We start from the raw sequence: 6447 nt of genomic DNA on the forward strand, positions 1-6447 counted from the left end.
AGAATGAGGCGATAAGGCTTCTAACCGCAAGGACTGCGGGGATAGCCTAATCAATTAGAGTTCGATAGAACTCTTTACTTAGGAATCCCTCACTTCTAAACGAAGTGAAAGTGGGGGTAGTTCAATAGTTGGGTTGAAAAAAGATTAGAAAAATAAATGTTTTGTTACTACTTCATAAAAAGTGGATACACCACTCTTTCATTCTTTGACTTGTTATCACACACCCTAATCATACAATTGAAACGAAGTGTTTTCGTTAACTAACCAATAGATGATTAGGGTGTACCCATAATCACTGTTACTATGTGTTTGTTTCTGAAACGTTCAAGAATATGATAGTATTACACTTATTATGTACTTTACATCTTGTTATTTATAATTATAAATTCAAACTATGGGGGAATGACAGGGTTCCTGCTATGAACCGCAAAGTAAATGAATAAAGCACTAAGATTAGTTACCAAAAACCATAATTTTTGTAACTTGTTCAATCTTTATTAGGGTGCTTGATTTAAATAGGATAAGATGTTACCAAAAATTATTCCCAAAATGATTACGACAAACATATTCCAAAAGTGCACCGTACACTTTTTAATCCTACTGGTAATTCAATTAAACCAGTAATCATTGTAATAAATGTAGATTTCCCGATACCGGATGATCCCATACCAACAATCATAATGTTTTACTTTTTATTTGAAAACGACCCATTGGACACATATGTCTTAGTAACAGAATTCCAGCCTGAAAAATATGAATACATGATTTACGAAGAAACAAGGGTTGCTAGACAATTGCATCAAATATTAAAGCCTTATGGAATAGATATTAATAATGAATTTGAAGAGTTTTTGAAGTTGCAAGAGATTCCATAAGCATCCATAAACAAAGTGAAGACTTGTTTAGTAGAAAAAAAGTACATGAATGAATATCCAAAAATTTTCCAGTAGTAGACGACTATGAATATATTATTCACACAAATTGAACGAGTAATGGAGATTAACAATATTAATGCTATTACTACAGAAGTTGTAGAAGCTGCAAGGGATAGTTTAGTTATTGGGATTAAGTAGATGTAAAATGATTATTAACGTATGTTGATTAAAAATATAGAAACTCTTAAAATATACAAAGATTCCCCTGATAATACAAAGAGTTATCAACAACTCATGTATCATTAGGATCTAAAATGAGACTAATATACCTTTAGAATAAAATTTTTGTTTATTTATCCATTGTAGAGGGAAACAAAAACGCCTCTTATTAACTAACTCTGATATAATTAATTGTCAAAAACATAAATCATATAACAGGAGGCTTGATTACAATTTCAGAATTAACAATTAGACTACTACTTATATTTTTTCCTGGTATAATTTCATTACTAATCATTGATACCCTAACTCCACATCGAGTTCGAGAATTCAAAATGTTTTTATTGTATTCTTTTATACTAGGATTAGCATCATACTTTTTACTATACTTAATTATTGCCTTCAACAATTTTATTGTTACAATTAAAGGATTAATCCCTACATGGAAAGTGAGCTTTCTAAATTCTCTAATTAATAAACAATCTTCTATCGATATTAAAGAGGTTGTGATTGCTACAGGTCTATCTATTATTTTAGCCTTTTTAATTTCTGCAGCACTTAATCATAAACTTTTACATAAATTCGCTAAAAAAACAGGGATAAGTAAAAAATTTGGCCAATTAGACGTTTGGTCATATGTATTTGATTCTCCTGATATTGGTTGGATAATTATTAGAGATTTAGAAAATGACTTAATGTATCAAGGGTGGGTCGAGGCTTTTTCTGATACATATGATAATAATGAACTTTTTATTAGAGATGTGGATGTGTACAGAAACTCTACTGCCCAAAAATTATACTCTATGCAAGGTATATATATCACCAAGGACAAAGCGGATTTAATGATTGAGTTCCCTTAAAAATCAAATTTGAAACATGGAGGATATCTAATGGATAAAAACAAAACTCTAAAAGAAAGTTCTATAAAAAAAGGGGGATTGAATGATAAGCCTTTAACTCCTAGACCCCCTGCACCACCAGCTCAACCACCTAAACAAAACAGCGATAAATAATATAAAAAGAAGCTAGTAATCTAGCTTCTTTTTATATTATTACTATTTATATCTTATGAGCTTTAGCCAATTTCCAATAATGATAGCCCATAGCGGTTAAACGGCAGGCTGTGGAATTCATAGCAGCATAATACATATGATCTGCATCAACAGGTACTACTAATCCTACACGTGCAAGTCTTTGAAGGTTTCCAAATATCTCCGTATTTACGGGATCAGGATTATCAGAATCCGGTTCAAATGATGGATCTAATTGAAAAGATTCTTCTGCACTAGAAAAATAGTCGCTTATTTTTCTAAGAACTTCTATAGCAATAGGAGGATTAACTTTTCTTAAAGATGTAAATGTTGAGACATTCGTTTTGAATATCGGTCGTTGATCCCAAGCACCTAATGTTCTATCAATATAGGAATAAACACTACTTGGTGTAACATGGCCCAATAAATCTGAGGCGCCACCATGTAAAGCTTCTACTAATAAAGATGTGAACACACTAGAACCATTTACTTCTAGTGCTGCTTCATCTTTTCTACTAGCTGTCAGAACCGTCATTCCTTCACAAATAGACGCTAAACCAGTTTCCTTGTCGCAGTTCTGTATACCAAAAGTACCAGAATGGCAACAATCTAATATAATAATTTTATTTTTAGCTTTTGAGTCATTTGCTAAACTTAAAATATCGTGCATAGATACTCCTTCATTATCTACTTGGTAATCAGTTGTGGCTATATATCCTCCAGTAGACGTTACAACTCCATGACCTGAAAAATACAGGAGAGCAATATCATTTTCCCCTTCAAATAAATCTCTTATTGCTCTTTTTAACTCTGCTTTACTGCACTCATTTGCTATAAGTTTACTATCAAAATTAGGAGAGCCATCGCTATTACTTTTCAACACGCTAAATACACTATGAGCATCATTTGCTGCACCCTGTAAAGGTGCTGAGGGATATTTATCTAGTCCTATAACAAGAGCTTTTCTCATTCCGTACATATACGTTCACCCTCCTTTATATTTCTCCCTTAATAGCCTTGATTAGTGACTTAGAACTCCATCCAACAATAACATCTGCATTGTCTTTTACCTTTTGAGAAGTCTTTTTAGACGCGAATGGTTCCACCGCTATAATCTTTTTAGGATATAAAAAACCATTATTAGCCAAATCTATTTCTTCATTTATCCATTTACTATATGTAGCATAAACACCAGCTAAAATAATTACTACATGACAAGAACTCATTTGCCTTTTAATTGCTTCACGTAATTCTTTGTCATTATTGGCATTATGTATTGGATCATCTTTTGGCACAGAGTAATTCTTATAACTAAAATTAGGATCTTTATCCAATAACGCAAGCAAACTTTCATAGTTTTTATGATATGACCATGAATGGCTGATGAAGAGATTATATGTTTTACTCATTTTTTTCTCCTTTCCTGTTATTTCTCATAAACCTTTAAAAATCGAGATATTTATATTATACCTATTTTAAATTCTAGAAAACAATTTATTTATCAATCATTCTCTTTAGTATTAAATTCAATTATTTTAAGAGATAGTTTTTTCTATAAATATAAGTAATTCTTTATAATAAGTAATAACGTTATAATGCAAATTATCTCTAAAAACGACAATCAAAACTGACTGAAATATGTTTAAAATTCAGTTCCAAAACTCATTACGAAAAACAAAGTTTCATATCAAACATTAAATATCGTTTATGGGCGTATCACCAACATTTTAACAAAAATATACGCTAAGCAAATTAATGCATTACAAGAGAAAGATGATAAATGGATGTTATATAATACATAAGTATTCGATAGATCGCTAGTGTCTAAATTATAAATCGGGGAGGCTTAAAATACATGGACAGCGTATTGCCTATTGGAACGGAACATGGATGTTTTACTATAATCGGTGGTTTTGAAGTATTTCAAGAAGAATTTGCTAAAAAGAAAATTGCAGAACTAGAACACAAAAAGCAAAAGTTCATTAATGGGGAAAAAGTTGATGGGAATACTTTTGATTCTGTAGAAACTTATGATAAATTCATACAAGATTGGAAATCTTACAAGAGATACCAATGCCAATGTAAATGTGGAAAAATAGGATATTTTACTGAAGATCAATTATTTAGAAAGAAGTGGAGGGATTGTGGAGAAAATTGTGAATTAAAACAAGAACGTAAGAGAAAAAGAATAGATTCTTATCCTAGAGTAAAAGATAAAAGTTATAATATTGATTATTTATATACCACACATGAATCATTAGAGATATTAGAATGTATTGATGAGAATTATGAGGGAGCAATTAATGTACATGACAAACGAAAAAAGAAAGGTGGCGAAGTTATAGTATTTAAGTTATATAAATGTCGTTGCTATCTGTGTGGTAAAGAACATAAATTTAAATCATCAGATTTTGAAATAAAGACAAGGAGATATGGACCTAGAGCGAAAGATGGATATCACTGTAAAGCATTTTGTGATTGTCATAACATTTCATCGTTCCAATGGAGAACTGCTAAATTATTGAGAGAACATAATGTAGCATATAGAGCTGAAGTTTCGTTTCAAGACTTATATGGTGTAGGACAAAAGAACTTGTTGCGTTATGATTTTGCTGTTCTTGGTTCAGATAATAACATTAAATGTCTTATTGAGTGTCAAGGTGAACAGCATTATAAGCCTGTAGATGAGTTCGGTGGTGTTTCACAATATGAGTCTCAAGTAAAGAATGACGAATTAAAACGTGATTATGCCAAGTCACACAATATACCTTTAATCGAAATCCCGTATACTTGTAGTACATACGAAAAGGAAATAGAATTTCTTAAAACCGCTGGAATTATTTAATCACATAATATCTGTTACATAATAAAATGAAGTGTTCACATAGTGGATACTTTTTATTTTGGAGGAGATGGAGTTTTAAGAAGTCCTTAGCGTATAAAAACGTTAAAATGTGCGTGCTACCCCTTATGAAACTCTCTTAACGTACGGAAAGATCATGTTTTTTAAATGCAAAACTCCTTAGCGTACGAAATTCGCGTTATGTTGGCGGAACCGCATTATTACCTGAGCCAATCCAGATCCTTGCTTCTACACCTGTTTGGAAATTGAAACAGGCAAAAAAATATAAAGCTATAATTGATGGTAGGTCTGCTGAATAAGCAGACCTTTTTTATTTAAATTCTACATAAAATTTAGTATCGATGATTCCGAAAGCAACTTTACATGGGAATGGATTTTTCCCTGTTGAAGCAGCGTGCATACAAGAAAGAACCCAATTTTCTAGTTCTAATGGCAATCGATATGCTTTGATACTGCCATCATTGTTTTTTACTGTTGTGACTGGTGTATTTACTCTGGTTGTAGCAAAATCATCCGTTGTTATCATTGCTACTGCTTCATTAGTGTAAAAACCAGCGTTTAATACCTCATAAACCATTCCGTCTTCCTCATTAATGATCATAGGTATATTTAGATAGGGATAGTTATTTATATCATTATGGATGATTGCTCCTGCTGCGTTCTTTCTTGTCGGATTCTCTTGCATTTTTTACACTCCCTTATATTGATTTAGATGTGATTATGTACGTCGATTTTTTTATTTCACATCTATTATATTAGAAAATTGTAGTTTCATCTTGTTATAAAAAGCATCTGTACATACAACAGCGCTATTTGACGGGTCAATATCAACAACGGTCATATAACTAGAGAGCAAATAACCATCCTCATAATATGTAATCATTATTTCCTCTTCTGATACTAATGAACATAAGAGCAGATTCTCAATTCGCTCTTTTTCTTCAGGTGTTAAAATCGGACGGGTTACTTTGTTTTGTTCCTTAATCATTTCACGTATTCCATCAAATTGAGATGTTAACGCGGCAAATGGAGTCCATTTTATCATTTTTCTTCCTTTTGGCATATTAGCATTATTCACGATTTGTGGCCCCCTATTAGTGTGTTTCTGTATCTAGCTGTGGCGCTATGCGTGTAGGAAATCCCCCGCAAAATACTGTTCTTCCCAAACCTTGTGCGTATTTCATCCATTACTTTTGTTAGTTTTACTTCTTTTTCTCGTTGCGTGACATTATCGAAAAGAGAAATTTGTTCCTCCCCTTCTTGAATTAGATTCGTTAAAGAGATGTTTATGCTGCGGATAGGTTCTCCAGTATATTGTTCATGTAAAAAGTGTGTACAAATCTTATAAATATCCATTGTTAAGTTAGTCGGACGACTTAAAGTATGTGTTTTTCTAATACCACCGTTATAACTCTTGCTATAACCAACAGAAAAATGAACGGTTTGAGCAAGTTTGTTT

General features: G+C 31.9%; 8 protein-coding genes and 2 pseudogenes. 5 read left to right on the forward strand and 5 right to left on the reverse strand.

Features of this window, described 5'->3' with window-relative positions; translation table 11 throughout:
- Positions 1-680: 680 nt before the first annotated feature.
- The 4 genes and pseudogenes from CO726_RS30225 to CO726_RS32915 all read left to right on the forward strand — a co-directional run.
- A pseudogene (locus CO726_RS30225) lies at positions 681-973 on the forward strand (hypothetical protein); the annotation flags it as partial.
- A pseudogene (locus CO726_RS32255) lies at positions 969-1073 on the forward strand (AAA family ATPase); the annotation flags it as partial. The pseudogenes CO726_RS30225 and CO726_RS32255, both read left to right, overlap by 5 nt.
- A 245-nt stretch (positions 1074-1318) precedes the next feature.
- Positions 1319-1954, forward strand: coding sequence for a DUF6338 family protein (locus CO726_RS30230; RefSeq protein ID WP_245916853.1), 636 nt, complete (start codon positions 1319-1321; stop codon positions 1952-1954).
- A 30-nt stretch (positions 1955-1984) separates the two neighbouring features.
- Positions 1985-2107 carry a hypothetical protein gene (locus CO726_RS32915; RefSeq protein WP_281259866.1) on the forward strand — a complete coding sequence of 41 codons (123 nt, stop codon included), beginning with the start codon at positions 1985-1987 and terminating at the stop codon, positions 2105-2107.
- A gap of 46 nt (positions 2108-2153) precedes the next feature.
- Here the strand turns inward: CO726_RS32915 and CO726_RS30235 are convergent, their stop codons facing one another.
- Both CO726_RS30235 and CO726_RS30240 read right to left on the reverse strand, forming a co-directional pair.
- Entirely contained in the window at positions 2154-3104 is a 951-nt protein-coding gene (locus tag CO726_RS30235; RefSeq protein WP_245916855.1) for a caspase family protein, read from the reverse strand.
- Positions 3105-3120: 16 nt separating this feature from the next.
- A complete protein-coding gene (locus tag CO726_RS30240) occupies positions 3121-3534 on the reverse strand; it encodes a TIR domain-containing protein (RefSeq protein ID WP_099686755.1) in 414 nt (137 codons plus the stop codon).
- A 446-nt stretch (positions 3535-3980) separates the two neighbouring features.
- Between CO726_RS30240 and CO726_RS30245 the strand changes: the two genes are divergently transcribed.
- Entirely contained in the window at positions 3981-4970 is a 990-nt protein-coding gene (locus tag CO726_RS30245) for a hypothetical protein (RefSeq protein ID WP_099686756.1), read from the forward strand.
- A gap of 328 nt (positions 4971-5298) precedes the next feature.
- Here CO726_RS30245 and CO726_RS30250 read toward each other — a convergent pair whose 3' ends face one another.
- From CO726_RS30250 to CO726_RS30260, 3 genes are all read right to left on the reverse strand, one after another.
- Positions 5299-5673 (reverse strand): hypothetical protein, encoded by a 375-nt coding sequence (locus CO726_RS30250; RefSeq protein WP_099686757.1) that lies wholly within the window; start codon positions 5671-5673, stop codon positions 5299-5301.
- 51 nt (positions 5674-5724) lie between these two features.
- Positions 5725-6066 carry a YolD-like family protein gene (locus tag CO726_RS30255; protein ID WP_099686758.1) on the reverse strand — a complete coding sequence of 114 codons (342 nt, stop codon included), beginning with the start codon at positions 6064-6066 and terminating at the stop codon, positions 5725-5727.
- Positions 6063-6447 (reverse strand): DinB/UmuC family translesion DNA polymerase (locus tag CO726_RS30260; RefSeq protein WP_483860609.1); only part of this gene is annotated, 385 nt, incomplete at its 5' end. The genes CO726_RS30260 and CO726_RS30255, both read right to left, overlap by 4 nt.

This window comes from Bacillus fungorum (assembly GCF_002746455.1).
In the GTDB taxonomy this organism is placed as follows: Bacteria; Bacillota; Bacilli; order Bacillales; family Bacillaceae_G; genus Bacillus_A; species Bacillus_A fungorum.

Coding starts and splice junctions, on each gene's coding strand:
- CO726_RS32915 (WP_281259866.1), top strand. CDS start 1,985: ATGGATAAAAACAAAACTCTAAAAGAAAGTTCTATAAAAAAAGGGGGA.
- CO726_RS30235 (WP_245916855.1), bottom strand. CDS start 3,104: ATGTACGGAATGAGAAAAGCTCTTGTTATAGGACTAGATAAATATCCC.
- CO726_RS30240 (WP_099686755.1), bottom strand. CDS start 3,534: ATGAGTAAAACATATAATCTCTTCATCAGCCATTCATGGTCATATCAT.
- CO726_RS30245 (WP_099686756.1), top strand. CDS start 3,981: ATGGACAGCGTATTGCCTATTGGAACGGAACATGGATGTTTTACTATA.
- CO726_RS30250 (WP_099686757.1), bottom strand. CDS start 5,673: ATGCAAGAGAATCCGACAAGAAAGAACGCAGCAGGAGCAATCATCCAT.